Below are 21205 nucleotides of genomic sequence, written 5' to 3' on the forward strand. Positions count from 1 at the left end.
TACCGCAGGAGAAGGTCATGCCCACGACCAGCCCGAACCCCGGCTACGTCCCCCGCGCCGCGTCCCGTCGACGCCGCCCCGCCCAACCAGCCCGGACCCGAACCGACTTGGCTCATCTGGCCACCCGCCTCACCAGCCGCGATGTATGGCTCATCGAGATGCTCCACGAGCACAGGGTCCTCACCTCCCACCACATCACCGCCCTCGCCTTCACCGGGCACCGCACCGCCAACCGCCGCCTGCGCGAGCTGTACTTCCTCGGTGTCCTCGACTCCTTCCGCCCCTTGCGTCAGACCGGCTCCGCCCCCGAGCACTACACCCTCGGCAAGGCCGGGGCCGAACTCCTCGCCGCCCGCGCCGGCACCGACCTCCCAGCCACCGGCTGGCGCAAAGACACCTGCGCCCGCATCGCCTTCTCCCCCACCCTGGAACACACCCTCGGCGTCAACACCCTCCTCGTCCACTTCGCCGCCACCGGACAACTGCCGGTGTGGCTGTCCGAACGCTCCGCCACCCGGCTGTGGGGCGACTGGATCCACCCCGACGCCTACGCCCACCAAACAGTCGCCACCGGTCAACTCCTGCCGTTCTTCCTGGAGTACGACACCGGCTCCTACAACCTCGCCCGACTCGAAGCAAAACTCCCCGGCTACGCGGCACTGGCCACCACCACCGCCACCCGCACCCCACTGCTCATCCACACCGCCACCGCAGCCCGCGAAGCCGCCCTGCGCCGCCGCCTCACCGACACCGCCGACCGCCTCGACCTGCCCGTCGCCACCGCCAACGCCCAGCTCGCCGAACCGACCGGCGCCGCCTGGCTGCCCCTGGGCCCCACCCCAGGCAAGAGGCTCATGCCCGCCGAACTCGCCACCCACTGGCATGACCTCATCCCCGCACTCACCCCGGAAACAGCGATGCCGCAGCCCGCCCGTCACACCACCCTGCCGTGGCACCCCGTCCCACCCCAGCCCCCAACAGCGGGTGCGTGAGCGTGAGCGCGCTCGCCAAGACCGCGGGCGGGGTGGGCTGCACCATCCTCGCCCTCCCCCTCCTCGCCGCCCTCACCATCGCCGCGCTACTCAACTCACTCGCCCCCGGCGGCGGCGCGGCCGCCGCGCCCAGCAGCCGCGCACTCAGGGACATTCCCCCGACCATGCTGGCCCTCTATCAGCGGGCAGCCCCCGCATGCCCGGGCCTGTCCTGGACCATCCTGGCCGCCATCGGCAAGGTCGAGACCGACCACGCCCGCCACCCCACCATGATCTCCACGGCAGGTGCCGTCGGACCGATGCAATTCCTCCCGACCACCTTCGCGGCATACGCCTACCCGGTCCCGCCCGGCGGGGAGAACCCGCCCACCCCCTGGGACCCGGTCGACGCCGTCTACGCCGCCGCCCGCATGCTGTGCGCCAACGGAGCTCGCGGCGGCACCAACCTGCACCGGGCTGTACTCGCCTACAATCACTCCGAGCAGTACGTAGCCGAAGTCCTGCGCATCGCCGGTCAGTACGCAGTCACTGTTCCGGCTCCCAGCGGGGCCGCAGCCACCGCGGTGTCCTTTGCGCGCCGCCAGATCGGCGCCCCGTACGTGTGGGGCGGCAACGGACCCGCCGACGGCGGCTTCGACTGCTCCGGACTGACCCAAGCCGCCTACCACGCCGCCGGCCTCACCATCCCCCGCGTGGCACAAGCCCAGTACAGCGCCGGACCCCGCATCCCCGCCAACTCCCCACTCGCGCCAGGTGACTTGCTGTTCTTCGGCACCAGCCCCAGCAACATCACCCACGTCGGCATCTACAGTCAGCCCGGCCTCATGATCGACGCACCCCACCCCGGAGCAGTAGTCCGCGAACGCCCCATCGACATCAGCCGCCGGACCGACTTCCAAGGTGCCACCCGGCCCGCCAGCCACGGCAGTACCCGATGACACCTCCCACCCCGGCCGAGGCCCATTCCCTGCTGACCGCGCTGACTCGGGCCCTGGCCACCGTCGGCGTCCTCGCACTCATCTTCACCGCCGTCAACGTCACCCTGTTCGCTACCAGCCGCGGCGTGGCCCCCGCCATCGCCCTCCTGCTCGACCCCATGGTCGCCCTCGCACTCGCCGCGATCCTCTACGCCGATGCCCGCCTCGCCGCCTGGGGCATCCGCCCACCACCCTGGTCAGCAACGCTGCGCTGGTTCACCGCCATCACCGCCACCCTGATGAACACCTGGGACTCGATCTGGCCCGCCCCACAGATCGGCACACCGATCCACCCCGATCCGGCCAGCGTTGTCCTGCACGGCGTCCCGACCATCCTGCTGATCCTGCTCACTGAGACCATCGCCGCCTACCGGCGCACCATCACCCCGCTCCTGAAACCGATCGACCCCGCCGATCCCACCCCCGAACCACCCAAGCCGGAAGAACGACCCGACAGACCCGACCGATCCCGTGAATCGGCAACACACCCAACCGGGTTGAAGCCGCTGCCCATCCACCAGCACCAAGTCATCGCCGGTGCCGGGCCCCACGTCGCCGACAGTCCGCCCCTCAGATCGCCCCGGGCACCCACAGACCCCGGCGGCGCGGTGGGCGCAGCAACCGTCGCCCAGTGGGCCCACGCAACGGCCCTTGACGACGCCGTACGCGCCACGACCGGACGGCCGGCCAGCGTATGGCGACTACGCACCGAGCTGCGCCTCGGCCCCGACCGGGCCCAGCAGATCCACGCCCAGCTCCTCCAGCGCCGCCCCCACGGCGCGCCACCATCCTCGTGAACAGCGCGGATCGGCACCCGATCGGCGCTCTTCGCCATCGGCCCGAACAGCAGCATGAGCAGCTTGACTTCAGCGGCGAGCGGAGCGTCCATGGTGGTCCGCCCCGATGCGCTTGGGATCACAGATCCCCAAGCCCGACGGGCGGACCGGCGGGACAGCTCCGCGCTGCGCACGCGGCCCGCCGAACCCGCAACCGCCCAGCGGTCGCACCCCGGCCGGGGACCTCACCCAACCATCGCCATCGTGGAACGAGGCCCCACCATGTCCAACGACTCCGACACCACCACCCACACACGAACGCTGCACACCGCCTCCGAGCCCGAACCGCTCACCGGTCTCACCGGCGCCCCCGCCGCCGTCTACACCGAACTCGTCGCCCTCACGGAACCGGCCACCGCCGCCGAACTCGCCCTCGCCGCAGGCCTCGGCCGCTCCACCACCAGCAAAGCCCTCACCGCCCTCGAACAGCACGGACTGGCCCTCCGCGAACCCGGCGGACACGACGGACCCCGCCGCACCCCCGACCGCTGGCACTGCATCCACACCGTCCCCACCCCCGTCCCTGACGTCGAGGACACGGTGAACGTGGAGCCCGTGAACGACAGCCCAGACCTGGCGCAGGACACGACGGACACCACCCCGGAGGCAGCCCCGCACGCCGCCGCCCCCACGGCCGACACGCCCGCCACCGACACCGTTGCCTCCCCGGCGCCCAGCATGAGCGACACAGCCGAAGGATCCCCGGAGAGTGATACACCGGCGGATGGGACGGCCATGCCCCCGGCAAAACAGCCCACTCCCGCCTTGGGCCAGAAGGTACGGCTCGCACCGGGCGGACTGCGGCAGATGGTCATCGCCCACCTGACAGCCCACCCGGACGAGGCCTTCACGGCGACCCGCATCAGCCGGGCCATCGAGAAGAGCTCGGGCGCTATCGCCAACTGCCTGGCCACCCTGGTCAAGCAGCAGATCGCCCAGCAGGTGAGCGGGACACCTCGCACCTATCAGCTCACCACCCCGGCCCCTGACAGCAAGTAGCGTCTGCACGACGGCAGTCGGGCCGCCCCTTCCCGGAGCGGCCCGACTGCCGTCGTGCGAACATGCAGCTGGTCACGGCCCGGTTTTGGTCAGTTCCTCTTTGCCCCAGGCCACCAGCGACGAGTGCACGTATCCCGTCACACCGGTGCGCTTCATCGTGCCCCTCACCCACACGCCGTCGCCGTTTGCCCAGCCGTGCGCCACACACGAATCCCCCTGCTCCGCGGTCCCCAGAGCTGTCGCCTGCCGACGGGGCTCGGCACGGACCGTCGCCGACGAGCCAGTGATCCGGCAGAAGTCCGCACTGGCCACAGACGCGCTGGCGGTATGCCGCGGCGCAGCGCCAACCGCGGGAGCGGACATCGCCATCAGCGGAACAGCAAGCATGCCCGGGGGCAAGCAGTAGAACGTGGCGGCGGGTCAACCGGAGCTCCTTGCAGAGAGGTTCAGCCCGCTAAGGGCTGGAGATGCCGCCAGCCTGTCCCCTGCCACACCTCCCCGCTCCTCTTCCGACCAGTTTCCACCGTCGGGTGATCCTGCCTCGTGTGCAGCATGTCCGGCGTGCCCGCCAGAGCGATTCTGGCTGCGGCCTTGAGCTCGGCCCCGCCGGTGTTGAGAAGAAGTTCATTGCCGCTCTCGAAGACTTCCTGAAGAACCCGGAGAACGTTCAGGTCGCTGGCGACTACCGCGGCACTCCTGCCAGGCACTACGTGAACCTCAGGACCGGGCAACATGTTTCGATGGATCTGGCGGAGATGCTGGCTTCGTTCAAGAGCGATCCCATCAAGGACCGGGATCAGCTCTGGTATCTAGCCATGCATGGAAAGCTCTGAGACGCCGCACATAGAAAAGCCCTAGCGGTCGGCTGCCGCTAAAGGGACGGCAGAACGGGTGGGGCCTGACGGATGTGAGGCCCCACCCGAAGCGAACGGAAATGCTGATGGAAGATAACAAGAACACTCAGTACATCGAGATCCGCCTCACAGTCGACGAGGCTCTGGTCCTGTCAGACTGGCTGGAGCGACTTCAAATGACCGACCTTTCGCGGATCGTGGACGAAGACGACAGGGCGCTATGGGCTCCAATCCACAAGATTGCCGGGAAACTCGACAAGTCCCTCCCAGGAATCTTTGCTTCCAACTATGCAGAACTCCTGGAAGCAGCAAAGAAGCGCCTGCGGCCGGTCGACCTGAGCGACGAGGAATAGAGGCGGGCGACAGTTGGGCGCAGCTTCAAACCCGCACCGCCCGCAGCGAGAACGGGTGCAAGTAGGGCTTGGTAGTCGGATGGCGGTGCGGGCGTGCGCTTCACCCCGGTAGGGGCCCTCACTGCCTTTCACGCCGCAGATGAGGACGGGTACGAGGGCTCCGCCCGCGCGCAGACACCCTTCCCTGCCCACCGCCGTACTCCTACCGGGTGGGTGGGGACCGGACGGTGCCTGGCGTGCGGCGGGGCGGGCGCGTTCGGCCGGTCGGTGGCGGGACCGCTCCTCACCGCGCTCTCCTGCGCCGCGCTCATCGCCACCACCGGGCCCCGCCCGGAGGTGGTGGTCTGGCTGTTCTTGCGTTCTTCGCCCCCCGGTACCAGCAACGGCCGGAGCGATCAACGGGCACGTCGCGCACCTCCGCGGTTCCGCCCAAGGTCGCTGCTCCGACGGCTCCACCGGGGTAACAACGGCAGCGTTGACCCTCGTCCGCTCGATCTGCCCCTTCGCGTTGGTGCTACTCATCCCGGCACCGGTTCGGGGAATCGCCGGGAGGTCGTCCGTGGCGCCTTCTGCGCTGCTTACCGATACCCGCCCGAGCCCGCCTCCTTCTGCAGGAGCATCCTGGAGGAGGAAGCGTTGTCAGTGGCGGGTGCCAGACTGCAGTCATGACTGACACCGTGAAGGGCCCGGCCAGCTATTTTCCGTCGATCGAGGCGAAGTACGGCCGGTCGATAGCCGAGTGGAACGAGCTCATCCGTACGTCGCCGTTGACCAAGCACATGGAGCTGGTCGGCTGGCTCAAGTCCGAACACGGCCTGGGGCACGGCCACGCGAATGCCCTCGTCGCCCACACCCTCGCGCAGACCGGCAGTAAGTAGACACTGGGGGCCAGATCCGACGTCAGCCCTGGATCCGCATCAGTATGCGGCGAGGTGGATGACGGCCTGAGAAGCAATGGCCGGTTTATCGGGGCACATAGCGAGGCAGCGCTCCTGCCGCTTGGGCTGCTGGAAGATCAGTGCGCCAAGGAAGCGGTGGTCGTGATGACTACCAGCCGTGGGCGCCTCGTTCACGACCCCCGGCAGGGGGACATGGCTCAACTTCGTGGCCTTGGCTCGGAACCGCGTTGCGTCTGCAACGCCCGTTCGATAGAAAGTGACCTGGTCCGGTGGGGCGTATGAGGCGCAGGGGACAGCTCATGGAAGCCCGGCCCGCTGGAGATGACTACAGGGGTGTGTGCGTGAAGTTCGACATGGGGTCCACGACTCTGTCCGATCTGGGGAAGAGCACGGACGGTTCGAGTTCTGATCTAGGCGCGCTGATCCGTCAGTTGGTGGCGGCGGCGGAGCCGCTGGAGGGGAAGTTCAACGGGGCGGGGAAGTCCGCGTTCGACACGTTCAAGGCGCACGCGGATGAGATCACCAATGACCTGAACGGGTCGTTGCAGGACATTCTGGGCGGGCAGTCCGGGATGGACTCCGCGTTCGGGACCGGTGATCACGAGCAGGAATCCAACGCGCACCAGAACATGTCGTCGGCGAACTTCGACGCCGCTCGCTTCGGCGCGCGCCACTAACGACGGGGGGGAGCACAGATCATGGGTCAGAACCAGGACCGGCGTAGTTACGACACCGGCGCTTCGACCGAGGTGCAGGGTGGTCTCGCGGGGATCATCGGGCATCTTGAGCGGGTTCTCAACGACCGTGACCGTGCGGTGAAGGCCGCGATGGCCGAGTTCACCGCCGACGGTGTTTCGGATGAGTACCACGGCAAGGAACTGCGCTGGAACAAGGCCGCGAACGAGGTCCGGGACATCATCCGGCTCGTGCGCGGGACGCTGGAGCTCAATGACGGCACCGCGCATTCGACGCTGTCGAAGGCGAAGGCCGCGGTCGACGCGATCGGCTGAGGCGGCACCAACGTATGTGCAGATAGGACGGGCCTTTCGGGGCGCGGGGGTTGGGACAACGGGGCGTGGGGAGTTTGCGGTGACGGGGTGGGACGTGAGTCCGTCCGGCGTTCAGGGTGCGTTGAAGAAGACGGCGGTGTCGGCTGGGGAGTTGTCGACGGCGGGGACGAATCTGAGTGACACGTTGCCGCGGACGGCGACGGCTGCGGGCACGGTCGCGTCCGGGTATACCGGGCCGGCGCTGGCGACGGGTCCGGTGGCGGCGGCGCTGGGTGAGTTCATGCAGCACTGGCAGAAGGACCTGCGCTACGTCGTGGAACGCACGGGCAAGTCGTTGACCGGGGCAGCCGATGCGACGAATGAGTACGTCAAGGGTGATCTGACCATGGCCGCGCAGGCGCAGCATGCGGCAGTCCAGGAGCCGATACCGGCGCCGCCGGGGTTCTCGGGCAGGCGGCCCGTCAGTGAGTGAGCCCGAATCGATCGTGCCGTCGGGTATCCCCCAGTTCACCGGTGACCTGGACAGCCTCGACCATGACACCGCGCTCCTGACCACGGAAGCCGGCTCATTCCGTGATGCCGGTGCGGGTATCCACTCCAACTTCCAGGGCGTGGCGGCTTTTTACAAGGCGCCGGAGGCGGAGCAGTTGTTCGCCACGACCGCGCCGGTGGCCGCGAAGACCGCCACGTTCGCGGACAACCTGGAGAAGGTGTCCGCTGCTCTGAGCACCTACAGCCAGGAAGTGCGGCCGCTGGCGAAGAAGCTCGAAGACCTGCAACGCCAGGCGTTCGCGTTCACCGCGAGCATTGCGGGCGATGACCACTGGCAGCGTGACGAGAAGAAGCGGGACCGCAACGACGGCCTGAAGAACGAGGTCCAGGCCACGTTGCAGGCGTTCTACGAGGCGGAGATCGCCTGCCACAACAAGATCACCGCGCTGGTCGGCGGAACCACCCTGGTCCTGGGCAGCTACGGCGAGCAGAAGATCGTGCGCATGGGCACGGTGGAGTACGGGGCCAGGGCAGAAGACCTCAGCCACATGGACAAGTTGCCCTGGGGCAACTACGCGGAACCCGAATACACCGGCCTCAACTGGTGGTGGCACCAGGGCAAGAGTCTCGTGTGGGACGGCTTCATCGTCGACGGCATCTGGGGCACCGTCACCGGCATCGACATCCTGCTCGGCTGTGATGGCTGGGACTCGGCCTGGGGGGCCTGGAAGGGCCTGGCCAAGGTCGCCACCGGCCTGGCCATCATGATCACCCCGGGCGCCAACGGCATGTTCCTGGCCACACCCGCCAGCATGATGCCCAAGTGGTTCCGCGAGTCACGCACCGCGCTCAAGGAAACCGGCAAAGCCCTGATCGCCTACGACCAGTGGGGCAAGAACCCGGCACGCGCCGCCGGCGGGGTCACCTTCAACGTCCTGACCACCATCTTCACCGGCGGCGCCGGCACCGCGGCCAAGGGCGGCGCGGTCGCCAAAACCGTCTCCGTCCTGGGCAAAGTCGGACGCGCCGTCGACCCCATGACCTACGTCTTCAAGGCGGGCAAATTCGGCGTCGGGAAGGTTGGTGACCTGTTCGCCACCCTCAAGAGCCTCAACTCCGGCGCCTCCACGGACATCCTCTCCAGCGCCGGACACCTCCAGACCGACGGCACCTACGTCAAATTCGCCGACGACGTACCCGTCATCAAGGGCGACACGCTCGAATGGCCCGGCGGCGCCCGCCTGAACCTCAAAGAGGGCACAGTCACCCTCGCCGACGGCACGAAGTCCGCAGCCCACATCGAACTCTCGGCCGCCGATCGGGCTGCGCTGGAGAACTCTCTGCCGCACGCGGCAGAGGCCTCCCTCCCCGGTACCAAAGCGCCCGTGCTCGTTGCCGCTGCCGAACGGGCCGGCCACGGAACGCTGGACAACGCCACCCGCGACTCGATCGCGGGCCCAACCGCAGCGCATGAGCCACCTGCGGGCCGCGGAGGCGACAGCCTCGCTACCCACGACAACGGCGGCGGGGGCCGCTCCTCCCATACGGCCCATCCCGCCAGTGCCGACGGAATGACCTCCGGCTCTGGGACAGGCCGAGGACATTCGCCCAGCGGCCACGGTTCAGGCAGCGGCAGCCATGGAACCGGCGGCACCGGGCACGACGGGAGCGGCGGCGAACGGGAGTTGAGCACCGCCGAGCGCAAGGCCATTCAAGATGAGCACGTCCGCAAGGCCAACGAAGATCCTGCCTGGTACGCGAAGCACTACGACATCATCGGCAGGCGGAGAAAACACATCGGGAAGGTAGATGGAGTTGACCTCCCCCAGCTCGCGAAGGATGCTCAGGGCGACTGGATCGCCAAGCACGACATGCCGAGCGGCCCATCTGAAACCCGGTTCGGCGCGAAGCCGCTCGGACGAGAGACCGCACCGGATCACGTGCTGCCGACGCTCGACAGGTCAACAGCGGATCGTCAGGCCTATCGAGAGCTCATGAATGCACAGTCAGCATTCGAGAAGACACCCTCCGTTCCTCATCAGGAGGCCCTCGACGCTGCCCAAAAGGCCTACACTAAGCAGCTTGTTGACGTACCGCCCAACAGTAAGATTTCCGAGAAGTTGGGAGAACTTGCATCCCAGCTTCACGTGATTCCTCATGAGTTCACCATCCGTGAGGCAATTGACCTCCCGAAGACGACCAACGGCGCCCACACGTTCGACGGGGCCTACAGAATCAATAAGGATGAAATCCTGATCGCCGAGGACAAGGCGCCCGGGAACGATCTCGACTGGCGCCAGGGGCGCGCCGACCCTGAGGACCCTAAAAATCCGCACCTGGGCGACAATGGCGGAGCTGCGGGCATGAGGGTGAAGCAGGGAACGCCGCCATACCTCCGAACCATTTTCGCGGAGATGACAAGGCGTGGCGGTCGTGATGCTGAGCTTGCGCGCGAGTTCCGGAATGCATACAAGGCCGGAAAGCTGAAGTATGTCCTGGTCAAAGTGATAGAGCCCGACGGTAACCGCTATGCTGGAGCCGTGCTGGAACACATGAAAATCTACTCAGAGGGTGGGCCACATGGTCGTCCGAATTCCCCGTCATGACTTCCCTGTGAACAACGCGGCTGAGGCCATGGCGCCGATCATTGAGAGCACTGAAGAGGCGCTGGCTGAACTTGAGACCTCGGAGTTCGACCGCTACGACGCCCTGGACTATGCACTCACTGTTGCCAAGTGGAATTGCCTGACGGATCCGGCGGCGAAAGAGTTCTCGACGTGGGAAGCGTGGGTCACTGCGATGCAGGTCGGCTCAGGCCTGTTTATCTCGGCGGCATCTCCGGAGGGAACTGTGCCGTGCCATATCGGGAGCAAGGGCGAGATCAAGAATCTCCCCGCGACTGGACCGCAAGAGTACCTGCATGCGGGTAACTGGCTCGTCGCCTACTACCTGGCGGTGATCTGCCGAGAGAACGAGCGGCTTGACCAACTAGCCCGAGTGCCAGTCTCATTTCTTCGCGCGTCCGGTGCAGAGTTTGACGACTACATCTACGCATGGGTGGAGACCCTGCAGAATGCCTGGTTCGGTCGCCAGGAGACCTGGGACACACTAGTCACAGCTATTAACGGGACGGATCCCGCAGCTCCCCATATTGCTAGTGCTGAGCTCATGCTGAAGATCCTCTATCCGCCGCTGGAAGTGTTTCATCGCTACCAGCGGCAAGAGCCGGACCGGTTCAACGACGCTCTAGCGGAATCTCTCACCTGGCACCGCGAGTACTGGACTGGCAATGAGGCACGATCCAAGAGCAGTGAGGGGCTGGTGGCCCTCGGTGCTCTGGCTATCGCCTGCATGGCCTTCGACGCCGACCTCCCAGTCGAGGTGGAGTCCGAATACCTGCCCAAGCACCTCTTGGAGCGCACATGGGTCGGTGAGTACGAGACGTGACCGACGCGCGGTGTCATGGCAGCCAGGGCTACGGTGCCTGACCCACCAGGTCCGACAGCAACCCGCGCCTGCGCAGGAGATATAACGGTAACAATCAGCCGCCACTCTCTGGTCTCAGAGGAGGCCACTCGCGATTTCCTGGAGAGGCTGTCAGGCCTTGCGCAGGAAATGCTTGATCGGATTGAAGCATCCGATTTTGAGCGTTTCGATGTGCTGGCTTTTCATTTGGCGGTTGCGAAGGCTCGCTGCGGTATCGACCCCAAAGTCTCCGATTTTTGGACCTGGGAGCCCTGGGTCAAGGCGACGCAGCTCGGCTCGGCGCTGCTCTCTGCCGGTGTAGCTCCCCAGGGGGAGTCGGTGCATTTCCGTGTCGGGAGGGAGGAGAAGACACTGCCCGCCCTCGGCCCACGCGACTACCTCACCGCAGAAAACTGGCTGGACGCCTTCTACCTGACGGCCATCTGCCGAGAGAGCGACCGGCTTCGATCCCCATGCCGTTCCTGCGCGCGGAGGAAGCCGGCGTCAAGGAATACCTCTTCTTGTGGGTGGAGGCATTGCGAATCGGCATCCACAAGGATAGCGAGAAAATGTGGAATTCTCTGCTCGCCGCCGCTAGGCAAAGTGCGCCCGAAGGGCTTCCCGAGGCTGAACGCACAAAAGCTCTGGAGCTCTTCTCCCCGCTGGTTGAGATGTTCCGGTACCTCATGGAGCGGGATGCCAACGGGTTCAACTCTGCCCTGGAGAAGGCTCTCAACTGGCACAAGGCGTACTGGTCGGAGAACGATCCAGCGAGTGTCGATGGTCTCGTCGCTTTGGCTCCACTCGCGCTCGCCTGCATCGCTCACGACGCCGGCATGGACATTGAGGTCGAGTCAGAATATATGCCGCAAGGCCTGCTGATCCCGGAATGGGTCGGCGAGAGGAACACCGGGCGGCACAGGCCGTCGTCGGCGTCGAACAGGGACAGCTGGGCGCCGGATGCGGGCGTTCACGCCGCACGATGATCCGGGTGCTGGCCAGATCGGCCAGATCGATCATGCCGGGCAGCTCGGCGACCTCGGCTCCATCGCACAGGCTGCTGTCCTGGTCTAGGGCCGGATGCCAGAGCCGGTTGGGAACGGTGCGAATCGCCCGGCAAATCGGCTCGGTGACCGCATGGCCGACGGAGAAGAACGTACGGATCCCGCGCTCACGCGGGCTGCGGGTATCAGCGAGGAACAACTTCGCGGAGCCCGCACTGTCGGTGCGAACGAGCCTGGCGAGTTGCTCGTGCAGCCTTGCTGCGGGCGGTTCAGGTGGGGCTGCCGCGAGACGGGTGGAGAGCCCAGCGAGCAGCAGCTGGGCTGCGGGCTGTAATCGTGGATCCATGGGTCATTCCTCCTGATTGGAGTGCGGCGCTTGGGATGGGCGCTTGGGCCGTCCATCCGGAGGCGGGCGGCCCAATGTTGTGGGTCAGGTGGTTTCGCCGAAGCGGCAGGTGTTCGTGTGGCCGGGGTCGTGGGCGAAGGTTTCGGGGATGGGGCTGTTGCCGTGCAGGGTTGGGCCGGTGGCGAGGTGGGTGCCGAGGTCGGCGAGGTGGCGGATCTCGGCGAGGGGTACGGTGCCGGCGCATTCGGGGCAGGGGCCCAGGAGTTCGAACGGCTCATCGTCGTAGATGGGGTGGCGGGCGAGGAAGATGAACTTTTCGGCGGTGTCGGGGCAGGTGGCGGTGGCCAGGACGGGCTCGCCGGGGGTGGTGCGCCGTCGCAGCCAGTCCGGGACGGTGGTGATCTGGTCGAGGCCGAGTCCGAGGGCGGCGGACAGGCGGATGGCGGTGCGGGCGTGTTCTTCGCCCCGGTAGGGGCCGTGCTGGCTGATGGCTGTGTGGTGGCGGATGTACACGGCGGCGGCGTGAGCGCGTTCAGCGAGCGATGCCATGGGAATTCGGTCTCCTTCACTCAGGGGTGTGCACGGGGTGCCGCCCCGGACTGGACCGGGGCGGTGTGTGGTCACAGGTGGTGGGTGGTGGCCAGGGCTGCGGTGGCGGCCTGGCCGATTGCGGTGGCGGCCTGGGCGGGGTCGGCGAGCTCGATCAGGGTGGTGCCGGGCAGGGGTCGGGGGTCGGGGGCGAAGGCGAGCCACAACACCGCGCAGCCTTCCGTGCGCAGGGCAGTGACGCGCTGGCTTGCTCGAGCGGCTTCGTCGGGGCGGTAGTAGCCGTCCGAGGCGATCACCAGTAGGCGGCCTGCCCCCGAGCGGTCCAGGCCGAGCGCGCCGGTCAGGGCGTCGATGGTCTCGGCGAGGCTGTGGCCCCCGCCCCTGGCTTCAAACTGCGTCACCCGCCCTGGCGGACGGCCGGGTGTGGTGATGGCGGTCACCGATCGGTCGTAGGCCACGGTGGCGCTGTGCGAGTCGGGGTCGGTGAGCGCGGTGGCTTTGGCCATGATCCAGGCGGCCGAGGCGATGGGCGCTGTGGCGATGTCCATGGAGCCCGAGACATCCACCGCGATCCCCACGCGCAGTGGCGGGGTGGGGCTGGGCCGGTAGGTGGTGCGGGTAAAGGGGGTGGCGGTCGGGGTTGCGCCTGCGGCGAGCTGTGCTTCCCGGACGAGGGCCTGACGCATGTTCAGGCGTCCGGGCGGGGCCGCCGACGCGGTCACAGTCGGGGTGCGTTCGCGGTAGGCGGCGGCTCGTAGCGCCCTCGCCAAATGCCCGGCTGCCGCCTTCTCCGCCGGGGTGGCCGGCCGGGTTCCGGACACCGGGGAGCGGCGGCGGCCCGGGGCCGCTTGATTCGGGGTGTAGGGGCGGCCGCCCGGTGCGAAGACCTTCTCGGCCAGTCGCGCGGCTTGGCGTTGCCGGGCTGCGCCGGTGGCCCGGGCTCCGGCTCGCGCCTCGCGGGCGGCATCCACCCGGGCCTGAGCTGCGGCCTGCGCGGCCTCGTTGCTCCGCACCCGGTCCAGGACCGTACCGATCGCCGTGGCCAACTCGTCAGGGGCCATACCGGGTTGGGACTCCGAGGCGGGTTCAGCGGCTGCCGAGTTGGCGCTGAGTGCCTGGCACCAGGCCTCGGCGTGGTTGAGCATGGCTTGTTCGTCGGTGTCGCCGGTGGTGTGGGCGGCGGTCCAAATGGCAGTGAGGGTGGCCAGGAGGTCGGGGCCGAGGATCTGGGTGACGCTGTCGTGGACGGGTTCGGTTTCGTCGGGGTCGAGGATTCCGGCGTCCCGGCGGGCGAGGATCAGAGCGGCTGCCGTGGCGGCCTGCCAGTGGTCGCTGACGCTCTGGGCGGTGCAGTCGGCCAGGATCAGGGTGTGGGCGGCACTGCGCAGGAAGCGACGGTCGCCGGGGCGGCGGTTGAGGTGGGCGTGTTCGGCGCGGGATTCCTCCAGCAACTGGGCTGCCGCGTCCAGGGCTGTGCCGCGAAGCTCGGGTGGGGTGGTCCAGCGGCTGTGGGCGGCGTGCGCGGCCTCGTGGGTGAAGGCGCCCCAGGCCACTGGGTAGTTGTCCTCGTCGCCGGGCTGGGCGGGGTCGATGGTGTGCGGTTGCCGGGGGGCGAAGAGTGCCCGGTCGATTTCCAGCCGGGCCAGGGCTGGGTAGAAGGCGGCCGGGGCGCCGGAACAGGTGGTTTGCTCGCAGGTGACGAGTACGTCCTCGCGTTCTGCGAGTTCGGGGAGCCGGTCGGTCAGGGCGGCGGCGATGCGCAGCCAGTGTCCGGCTTGCGGCCCGGGGGGTGCCTCGTAGATGGGGCCGCCGTCGTCCTCCCAGCGGGCGTGGGCCCATTCGGCCTCGGTCAGGGCAGGCGGGGCGTGCTGGACGTGGGCTTGGGTGTGTGCGGGCATGACGGATCGGATCCCTTCCAAGGGGTGGTGGGTGGCGGTGTTGGCCGAAGGGCCGAAGGGGGTTGAGGCGGGTCAGAGTTGGCGGCCGAGGGCCAGGGCGGTGACCGGGCGGCCGAGGGCTTTGGTGACGATCTCGGCGACCGTGTCGCGGTCTTCCAGGGGCGCGATGCCGACCAGGTTGGCGAAGGCCGTCTCGGCACCGAGGACATCGGCGATCTTCTGGAAGGCGATCAGTTCGCGTAGTTGTGGAGCCCAGCCGACCTCGCCCGCGAGCTGGCTGGTGGCGAGGTGGCGGGCGATCCGCACCGCCGTCCGGTTGATCTTCAAGGCGGCGGCCAGGTCGTAGTCGGAGCCCACCTGGATCTGCACCGAAAACCGGGACGCGAGGGCCTCGGTCAACACCGCGCCGTGGACGCCGGGGTTGTGTCCGGCGATCACGTAGAACCCGTCGGCGGCACAGATCGGCTCGCCCTTGTGGGCCTTGACCTGGATCTGCCTGCGCCCGTCCATCGCCGGATACAGGGCGGCCAGCACCTTCGGGGAGATCAGCGTGGCATCGTCCAGGAGCAGGGCCTTGCCCTCCTGCATGGCGGTGACCAGCGGGCCGTAGATGAACTGGTAGCCGCCGTTCTGGTCCTGGGTGTACTCGCCTACGAGGTCGCCGACCGTGGTGTCGCCGTCCCCGGCGACTGTGATCAGGTCCGGGAAGGCCGCCTCGATCAGTGAGGTCTTGCCCGTGCCCGGCGGCCCGTACAGCAACACCGCCACCTGCGCCTCGCGCAGCCGCCGCAGCGCCTCCACATCCGGCAGCTGGGCCAGCAACCTGGGGTGATACTGCTGCCCGTTCGGCCGGGTGACCGGCTCTGGACGCCCGCCCGGCGGCATGGCAGCCGCCGGGGCGCCCGTGCGCTGGGCCGGTAGCGCCGGGCCCGGTCCGGGCGGCGAGACGGCGCGCTGTGCTGCGGCGCCGGTCTTGGAAGTAGCCCGGTACATGCGCGGGTTGGAGCCGACCCGCTCGGCCTCACCCCGGCACGCCAGCGTCTCGCAGGCGTTGCCGACCGCCCCGCCCGAATGTCCGAGGAGCTTGGCCAGTTCGGTCACGCTGAACTGCACCGTCACATTCGCGGCTAACAGCCCCGCGACCCTCGCCCGCAGCTCGCCCGGCCGGGCCTTGCCACCCACCCCGGACGGCGAACCGGCAGACACCGCTGGAGAGTTCGGCGCGCTGGAGGCGGATGGTCGCGGTGCGCTGGAGGCAGATGGCGGCGATGCGGGGCCGGGAGCTGAGGAGGCGGGCGGGGCGTTACTGGTCATCGCGCAACCTTTCATCGGTCACCGGGGTGGGCGCGGCGCTCTTCGAATTCGAAAGCCTGTTTTTGGCGCACTTCACCCGTTGCCAATATTCGAGTGACTCCCTCGACCGAAATCCACCCGGCCTTTTCGGGAACAATTTAAATATAGCTCGACCAGCGCCCGACCTGAAGTCGGAATTGGGCTTGATAATGCTGGACTTCTCGGGAATTCACGACAGGAATTCAGGAGAATCCCGGAATGCGCGACGCCTTGTGTCGCCTCCGACCGGTTTCGCGACGCGATCGCAGGCGGCCTGCCGGCGCCAACACCCCACCTTCGAGCGCGTGCGCGAATCGGCGGCACGGCCCTGGCGGCACGGCCCTGGCGGCACGGCCCTGGCGGCACGGCCCTGGCGGCACGGCCCTGGCGGCACGGCCCTGGCGGCACGGCCCTGGCGGCACGGCCCTGGCGGCACGGCCCTGGCGGCACGGCCCTGGCGGCACGGCCCTGGCGGCACGGCCCTGGCGGCACGGCCCTGGCGGCACGGCCCTGGCGGCACGGCCCTGGCGGCACGGCCCTGGCGGCACGGCCCTGGCGGCACGGCCCTGGCGGCACGGCCCTGGCGGCACGGCCCTGGCGGCACGGCCCTGGCGGCACGGCCCTGGCGGCACGGCCCTGGCGGCACGGCCCTGGCGGCACGGCGGGCGCCCTCGGCTGCGCCTGGGCACCCGCCTCGCCATGGGGCGCCGGCCAACTGCACTCAAGCAGGGAAAGAGCGAAGGGAGAGAGGAAGAAGGAAGGAGGTGATGAGGCAAGGAGTGACAGCGGGCGAGAGCAGTCAGCTGTACGGAGAGGAGTGTTGGGGCGGGCCGCCGGTGTCAGCAGATCGGGACAGGTGCTTGTACCGATATGCAGGCTGGCCCGGTCCGCGGTGGCGGATCGGGCCGTGGCCTGCGTGTATGGCTGGTGTGGGTGCTCCCGTGCAAGCGGGACTGCGGGGTGGATCCCCGTGACAGGACGCCAGTGGGGACGGGTGGGAGGACTTCAGCGTCGGATCGCGGTGCGGCGTGAGGGAGCCCTGGTGTGGGGCGGGACCTGTCCGAGCAGGGCGAGGATCGCAGGCTCAGGTTCGGCGTCGATACGGGCGAGGCGTTCGGTGAGCAGGGCGAGGGTGCGCTGGGCGGCGTCGTCGCGGCCGAGGGCGAGCTGGAGCTCGATGATGCGTCGGTAGACGCGCTCGTTCTCGGGGTCGAGGTCGGCGGCGCGGTTGAGCAGGGCGAGGGCGGGTTCTGGGTCGGCGGAGCGCTGTCCGGTGTGTTCGGCGAGCAGTATCAGGGCGTCCACGGCGCTGCGGTGCAGCTGGGTGCGCAGGCTGTGGGCCCAGAGGTAATCGGCGCCGTCACACAGCGGTCCGGTGTAGATGTCGGTTGCCTGGCCGAGGATGGCTGCGCGGGTGTAGGGGGAGTCGGCCGTAGCGATCTGTTTGAGGATGCCGGTGAAGCCGGCGATGTCGGTGGAGATGTACTGACGGTCGAGGCGGTGGACCTGGCCGCTGAGGACGACGAAGGCGACCTGCTTCTTTCCCGTGGCGTCGCGGAACACGCGGCGGGCAGCGCGGCGCAGGTTCTCAATGTCGCCTTTCGCCTCAGCCGGGTCGTCGACCAGCTGCATTTTCTCGGCGATTTCCTCGCCGCGCAGACCGTCCGGGTGGGCGGCGAGCAGCGCGATGAATTCCCGGGTCGCTTCTTTCCTGGTGTCGGCAAGTGTGCATTCCTTGCCGTTCACCACCAGTTTGAATCCGCCGAAGAGGCGAATGTGCACCGCCCGGGAGGGTGCCCCATCCGCTCGCGGTTCCTTGGCCGGGGAACTCGTCGCGGCGGGCGGGCTCGCATGCTTCGGCGCCGGGCTGGGGGTGGCTTCGGGTTCGGGGTCTTCTGTCTCGTCGCTCGGGTCCGGACTCGGGCGCCGTCCGTGGGCGGCATACAGGGTGTGCAGGATCTCGGTGGCCGCCGAGGGGGCGAGCAGGAACATCGAGCACTTCTGCAAGGGAGCAAGGGTGCCGGCAGCGGTGCCGTCGGTAGCGACGGTGAGCTGGTGGCGCGTGAAGTCGGCGTGGGCTCCGAGGGTGATCACGGCGAGTTGGCCGGGGGTGGCCCGGGTGGCGAGGGCTGCCAGGCGGGTGGAAACATCGCCGCTCTGATCCAGGAGCAGGACGTGCAGGGCGGGCATGCCGTCTTCCAACGGCCCGGCGTCCAGGTGCTGTTCGTGGCAGGTGTGCTCCAGCAGGGCGTGCTCGGCGGCCTGAAGGGCTGCTGTGGGGGTGTCGGTGACCGTCCAGGCGGGCACGGGCCGGTGGGCGTGGGGAAGCAGGCGGTTCAGGGTGGCCTGGTCGGTGATCAGTTGTACGCGTGGCGGGTTGGGGCGCAGGCGCTGTGCGGCGCAGGCGATGGCGATGGCCAGGTGGCGGGCTGTGTCCTCGGCGCCCGGGCCGGTCAGCTGCACTCCACCGGCTTGGGCGAGGGTGTCGATGCGTACTTCGCGGCCGGCCTGTTCGGCGATGGTGACGGTGCCTGGCTGTCCGGGTTCGGCCGGGGCGGTGCGTCGGGGCAGGGTCTCGGGGTCGTGCTGGCGGGCGGCGCGGGCTTTCAGGTGGGCTTGGTTGCTGCGGCTCAGGGCCTCGCCGAGCTGGCCGTCGTTGTCTTCCAGGGGTGCGGTGAGCGTGTCGAGTGAGGGGGTGCGGCGGCGGGCTGCGTGCCAGCGGGCGAAGCCGAGGGCTGCCGCGATGCCCGCCGCCGTGGTGATCCCGATCGCGGAGGCAGTGCCGAGGGAGATCGTTACCGGGCGAGGCCGCGGTCGGGGCGCAGGCCTTTGCTGCGGAGCCTGGCCGTGTTCGCGGTGGTCTGCCTGTTGCTGCTCGTCGCTGTGGCTGGCGTGCTGCGAAGGCGGCGGCTGGTGGGGCACGGCGGTCGGCGCGGGTGTCCGCGAAGGCGGCGCGGGGGCGGGTGGGGGTGGCGTGTGGGCGGCAGGCGGGTTCGAGGCGGTCAGGTGCAGGCGCCAGCCGGGCAGGATCAGGTCCGGGTCGGAGAGCAGGCCTCCGTCGGATTGCCGGATGGTGCAGGAGAGTTGGTAGATCTGCGGCCACTTGAGCGGGTCGCCGAGATGCCGTTCGGCGATGTCCCACAGAGTGTCGCCCGGCTTCACCGTGTAGGTGATGTGGGTGGGCGCGGGGGTCCGGGCGGACGGCACGTGCTGGGGCGCGGTTGCGGCAACCACCACCGGGGCCGAGGGAGTGGCCGGCGACATGGCGGCGTGCGCGGCGGGCAGGCGCCACATGCCGACCATAGCCAGGAGCAGGGTGCCGACCAGGAGGGCTGCGGCGGCCCGGTGGGCAGGCAGTATCTGGGTGCGCTGGCGAAGGACCGTCGCATCGCGGACGAGGGCGGGCAGACGGGCAAGCAGCCAGAGTGTCTCGCGCGCCAGCACGGCCATGAAGTACGTCCAGCAGGCCCAGCCCGCCAGCGCAATCACCTTGAGTACGAAGGGGTCGCTGACAGGCTGGGCGAGCCGGTTTTCCAAGTCGTTGAGCGAGGTGACCTGCTCGGGCCAGGGCACGCCGATGGTGACGGTCAGGACGTACGGAATGCCGGCCACAGCGACCATGAGCACGCTCACCAGGGTGAGGATGCGCACAGCGGCCGCCAGCCGGTGGACCGGGCGGCGCGCGGGAGGGAGTGTCGCCATCAGGAGCCGCTCTTCTCGTCATCCCAGGGTGTGGTGGCGCCGCGTTCGATGTGTGCGGTGGCGGACGCCGTGGTCGTGAGCGAGCCGAGGCCGACCAGAGACAGGACCTGGGTGTGCTGGACATGGGTGACGGTGACCTGTGTCTGGTCGTCATGCACTTCTACGCGGGCCCGGTCTCCGGCGGCGGCCACCTGGGCACGGGCCGCGGCGCCGGCGGCGCTTACGTCGAGGCGCATGTGGTGGGTGGCGCGCAGATAAGGCAGGTCGACGTGCTGGCAAGCGGCTCGCGCAGCCTCCTGTGCGGTGTCGGCGGCTCGTACCTTGCCGGCCAGGGCGAGTCCGCCGTCGATGACGAGCCCGGCGAACAGGAACAGCCCGGCCAGCGAGACCACCACGACCGCGGTGACCTGCCCCTCATCGCCGCGTAGTGCGCGCCGCCGAGTCTTACGTTGTGCATGTCTCATGACTCGACTCCTCGGTAGAAGTCCACGACGGAGGCAGCCGATGCCGTGACGTCCACGCCGTGCAATCCGGGCACATCCAGGGTGGCGCGGCAGGTAACCGTCACCCGCACCGTGCCGCCGGGATCGAAGCCGCCGAGATTCGGCGCTACTCGGGGGCTGGTGCAGGAGGATCCTGCCTCGGCCAGGCTGCGCTGTGCTGCCGCTTCGGCGTCGGTCCGCGCCTGGCCAGGGGTGCGGGCCAGGGAGGCGGCGCGGGCTGCCTGGTGGGCGGCTTCGTCGGCGTCCAGGCGGGCGCCGGCGAGCTTGCCGAAGGCTACGGCGACCAGGGCCAGCAGAATTAACAGCGGTGTGACCAGGACGAGTTCGGTCGTGGCCGCCCCGCCATCCGCCGAGCCGTGACGGAAGCGGAGCAGCCGCTTGGTCACCGTGTCCATCGCTCACTCGGCCCCGCGGCATGCCCGGCCACGCTCAGGTGCAGGCCGGGCACAACCATCAGGACGCCGCCGTGCACCTCGACCGCGACACTCCTCGCACCGCGTGCGACGTTCACGGTGGGCTGGGTGAGAACCCGGCCGCCCAGCAGATGCAGGGTGGCTGCTGCTCGCGCGTGACCGGCCGCGGCGCTGCCGTCCTGCGCGCGAGCAGCAGCCAGTGCGCGTGAGGCGGCGGTCTGCGCGATGTGCTGGGCATGGGCCGCGAGCGCGAACTGCACGATGCACAGCAGCAGGACCATCAGCAGCGGCACCACCAGGACCAGTTCGGCGGTGGCGGCGCCCCGGTCCGTCCACCGTCTCCGCAACCGGCTAGCCAAGGTCGATTCCCTTTGCCTTGCTCAGGACCTTGGAGGCGATGACGCCGACGACCGCGATGCCCATGAGAACAAGCAGGGCGGTGACGATGACGGCCTCCGTGGAGTACCCGCCATCCTGGGTCATCCCTCGTGTGACGCGCCCGGCCCAGGCGCGGGTGCGGGCGGTGATCGAGCGGACGTGTACGTGCACGGCAAGCTCCCTTCCGTAGCAGGGGGTTGGTG

20 protein-coding genes and 1 pseudogene are annotated in these 21205 nt (G+C 68.8%); 12 read left to right on the forward strand and 9 right to left on the reverse strand.

Going from position 1 to position 21205, the window contains the following annotated elements; all coding sequences use genetic code 11:
* Nucleotides 1–17: 17 nt before the first annotated feature.
* From OG522_RS06840 to OG522_RS06855, 4 genes are all read left to right on the forward strand, one after another.
* Nucleotides 18–992 (forward strand): replication-relaxation family protein, encoded by a 975-nt coding sequence (locus tag OG522_RS06840; protein WP_329462042.1) that lies wholly within the window; start codon nucleotides 18–20, stop codon nucleotides 990–992.
* The gene (locus OG522_RS06845) at nucleotides 989–1930 is read left to right on the forward strand and encodes a C40 family peptidase (protein ID WP_329462043.1); all 942 of its coding nucleotides are present in this window, start codon (nucleotides 989–991) and stop codon (nucleotides 1928–1930) included. The genes OG522_RS06840 and OG522_RS06845 overlap by 4 nt, the downstream gene beginning before the upstream one ends.
* Nucleotides 1927–2766: an extensin gene (locus OG522_RS06850; RefSeq protein WP_329462044.1), complete on the forward strand. Its 840-nt coding sequence runs from the start codon at nucleotides 1927–1929 to the stop codon at nucleotides 2764–2766. The genes OG522_RS06845 and OG522_RS06850 overlap by 4 nt, the downstream gene beginning before the upstream one ends.
* 261 nt (nucleotides 2767–3027) lie before the next feature.
* Nucleotides 3028–3804, forward strand: a complete 777-nt coding sequence (locus OG522_RS06855) for a helix-turn-helix domain-containing protein (protein ID WP_329462045.1) — start codon at nucleotides 3028–3030, stop codon at nucleotides 3802–3804.
* A gap of 446 nt (nucleotides 3805–4250) precedes the next feature.
* Here the strand turns inward: OG522_RS06855 and OG522_RS41205 are convergent, their stop codons facing one another.
* Nucleotides 4251–4538, reverse strand: a complete 288-nt coding sequence (locus OG522_RS41205; RefSeq protein WP_443074667.1) for an ALF repeat-containing protein — start codon at nucleotides 4536–4538, stop codon at nucleotides 4251–4253.
* Nucleotides 4539–4744: 206 nt separating this feature from the next.
* On the opposite strand from OG522_RS41205, the gene OG522_RS06865 reads away from it, so the two are divergent.
* The 8 genes and pseudogenes from OG522_RS06865 to OG522_RS06900 all read left to right on the forward strand — a co-directional run bounded on the left by OG522_RS06865 (nucleotide 4745) and on the right by OG522_RS06900 (nucleotide 11863).
* Nucleotides 4745–5011 carry a hypothetical protein gene (locus OG522_RS06865; RefSeq protein WP_443074668.1) on the forward strand — a complete coding sequence of 89 codons (267 nt, stop codon included), beginning with the start codon at nucleotides 4745–4747 and terminating at the stop codon, nucleotides 5009–5011.
* A 665-nt stretch (nucleotides 5012–5676) separates the two neighbouring features.
* Nucleotides 5677–5889 (forward strand): DUF4287 domain-containing protein, encoded by a 213-nt coding sequence (locus tag OG522_RS06870; protein ID WP_329462048.1) that lies wholly within the window; start codon nucleotides 5677–5679, stop codon nucleotides 5887–5889.
* A gap of 362 nt (nucleotides 5890–6251) precedes the next feature.
* Nucleotides 6252–6587: a hypothetical protein gene (locus OG522_RS06875; protein WP_329462049.1), complete on the forward strand. Its 336-nt coding sequence runs from the start codon at nucleotides 6252–6254 to the stop codon at nucleotides 6585–6587.
* Between the two features lie 21 nt (nucleotides 6588–6608).
* A complete protein-coding gene (locus tag OG522_RS06880; protein ID WP_329460909.1) occupies nucleotides 6609–6920 on the forward strand; it encodes a pore-forming ESAT-6 family protein in 312 nt (103 codons plus the stop codon).
* A gap of 79 nt (nucleotides 6921–6999) precedes the next feature.
* Entirely contained in the window at nucleotides 7000–7392 is a 393-nt protein-coding gene (locus OG522_RS06885) for a DUF6507 family protein (protein WP_329462050.1), read from the forward strand.
* Complete coding sequence (locus OG522_RS06890; RefSeq protein ID WP_329462051.1) at nucleotides 7385–10018, forward strand: hypothetical protein; 2634 nt, start codon at nucleotides 7385–7387, stop codon at nucleotides 10016–10018. The genes OG522_RS06885 and OG522_RS06890 overlap by 8 nt, the downstream gene beginning before the upstream one ends.
* A complete protein-coding gene (locus OG522_RS06895) occupies nucleotides 9993–10859 on the forward strand; it encodes an immunity 49 family protein (RefSeq protein ID WP_329462052.1) in 867 nt (288 codons plus the stop codon). Before OG522_RS06890 ends, OG522_RS06895 begins: the two co-directional genes overlap by 26 nt.
* Nucleotides 10860–11027: 168 nt before the next feature.
* Nucleotides 11028–11863: pseudogene (locus OG522_RS06900) on the forward strand (immunity 49 family protein).
* Nucleotides 11864–12311: 448 nt separating this feature from the next.
* Here the strand turns inward: OG522_RS06900 and OG522_RS06905 are convergent.
* The 8 genes from OG522_RS06905 to OG522_RS06940 all read right to left on the reverse strand — a co-directional run bounded on the left by OG522_RS06905 (nucleotide 12312) and on the right by OG522_RS06940 (nucleotide 21173).
* A complete protein-coding gene (locus OG522_RS06905) occupies nucleotides 12312–12776 on the reverse strand; it encodes a hypothetical protein (protein WP_329462053.1) in 465 nt (154 codons plus the stop codon).
* A 71-nt stretch (nucleotides 12777–12847) separates the two neighbouring features.
* The gene (locus tag OG522_RS06910) at nucleotides 12848–14674 is read right to left on the reverse strand and encodes a VWA domain-containing protein (protein ID WP_329462054.1); all 1827 of its coding nucleotides are present in this window, start codon (nucleotides 14672–14674) and stop codon (nucleotides 12848–12850) included.
* Between the two features lie 72 nt (nucleotides 14675–14746).
* On the reverse strand, nucleotides 14747–15829 hold the full coding sequence (locus OG522_RS06915) for an AAA family ATPase (protein ID WP_443074817.1): 1083 nt from the start codon (nucleotides 15827–15829) through the stop codon (nucleotides 14747–14749).
* 1182 nt (nucleotides 15830–17011) lie between these two features.
* The gene (locus tag OG522_RS06920; protein ID WP_329462055.1) at nucleotides 17012–19708 is read right to left on the reverse strand and encodes a BTAD domain-containing putative transcriptional regulator; all 2697 of its coding nucleotides are present in this window, start codon (nucleotides 19706–19708) and stop codon (nucleotides 17012–17014) included.
* Nucleotides 19708–20172: a TadE/TadG family type IV pilus assembly protein gene (locus tag OG522_RS06925; protein ID WP_329462056.1), complete on the reverse strand. Its 465-nt coding sequence runs from the start codon at nucleotides 20170–20172 to the stop codon at nucleotides 19708–19710. The genes OG522_RS06920 and OG522_RS06925 overlap by 1 nt, the downstream gene beginning before the upstream one ends.
* Nucleotides 20169–20606, reverse strand: a complete 438-nt coding sequence (locus OG522_RS06930; protein ID WP_329462057.1) for a TadE/TadG family type IV pilus assembly protein — start codon at nucleotides 20604–20606, stop codon at nucleotides 20169–20171. The genes OG522_RS06925 and OG522_RS06930 overlap by 4 nt, the downstream gene beginning before the upstream one ends.
* Nucleotides 20594–20983, reverse strand: coding sequence for a TadE/TadG family type IV pilus assembly protein (locus OG522_RS06935; RefSeq protein WP_329462058.1), 390 nt, complete (start codon nucleotides 20981–20983; stop codon nucleotides 20594–20596). Before OG522_RS06935 ends, OG522_RS06930 begins: the two co-directional genes overlap by 13 nt.
* Nucleotides 20976–21173, reverse strand: coding sequence for a hypothetical protein (locus OG522_RS06940; RefSeq protein WP_329462059.1), 198 nt, complete (start codon nucleotides 21171–21173; stop codon nucleotides 20976–20978). The genes OG522_RS06935 and OG522_RS06940 overlap by 8 nt, the downstream gene beginning before the upstream one ends.
* Nucleotides 21174–21205: the final 32 nt, after the last annotated feature.

Origin of the sequence: Streptomyces sp. NBC_01431, from assembly GCF_036231355.1 — a bacterium.
Classification (GTDB): Bacteria; Actinomycetota; Actinomycetes; order Streptomycetales; family Streptomycetaceae; genus Streptomyces.